The 913-nt window shown below is 72.2% G+C and carries 1 protein-coding gene; it reads left to right on the forward strand.

Annotated features, from left to right (window positions below; translation table 11 throughout):
- Positions 1-187: 187 nt before the first annotated feature.
- On the forward strand, positions 188-913 hold a 726-nt coding region (locus AX685_RS05325; protein WP_066486191.1), incomplete at its 3' end, for an esterase-like activity of phytase family protein.

Genomic DNA, 913 nt, shown 5'->3' on the forward strand with positions numbered 1-913 from the left:
TCGCAAGCGCGGCACCGGCAAGGGCGAGATTCTTGAACATGGTCGTTCTCCCGTTTTCCTGTTCCGGTCGGCGGGCCTCCCGGTCGATGAAGCGGTTATGGCCGAGTCGCATTGAGCCGACCCTGAATGCGTCCGTTATCCGCGGTTCATCCTTTCCTGCCGCGCCCGGCGCGCTACAGCCCCGGTGATGCGCTGGCCGATCGCCTTCATCGCCGTGCTGGCGCTGGTTCCGCCGTGGAGCGGCGAGCCGCGCCGTCCGATGATTCGCGACGACGTGACGGTGCGCGCGGCCCGCTACATCCCACCCGGCGGCTGGCCGGCGCGGGTGGGCGATCTGGTGCCGGTGGGGGCGCTGTCGCTGTCCGCCGACGATCCGGCGTTCGGCGGCTTTTCCGCGCTGGCGCTACGCGACGGGCGCGCGCTGCTGCTTGGCGACGGCGGCAATATGGTGTGGCTGCGGATCGCGGGTGGGCGAATCGCGACGTTGGGCGCGCGGACCCTGCGCGATGGTCCGGCGGAGGGCTGGCTGCGCACCGATCGCGACAGCGAGTCGCTGGCGGTCGATCCCGCGACCGGGCGGATGTGGATCGGTTACGAGCGCGCCAATGCGATCTGGCGCTATACCCCCGATCTGACGGTCGAGGCGCATCACGCGCCGCCCGCGATGGCGCGCTGGCCCGACAATACGGGTGCCGAATCGCTGGTGCGGCTGCCGGACGGTCGCTTCCTGGTGATTCGCGAGGGGCGCGGCGGGCGCGAGCGGGGGCATGAGGCGCTGCTGTTCGCCGCGGATCCGGCGGCGCCGGGCACGCGCGTCGCGACCTTGCGCTATCGCCCGCCTGCCGGATCGGTGCCCAGCGACGCGGCGCTGCTGCCCGACGGCGACCTGATCGTCGTCAACCGCCGCTGGCGC

The sequence above is a fragment of the Sphingomonas sp. CCH9-F2 genome (assembly GCF_001556735.1).
GTDB classification, from domain to species: domain Bacteria; phylum Pseudomonadota; class Alphaproteobacteria; order Sphingomonadales; family Sphingomonadaceae; genus Sphingomonas; species Sphingomonas ginsenosidimutans.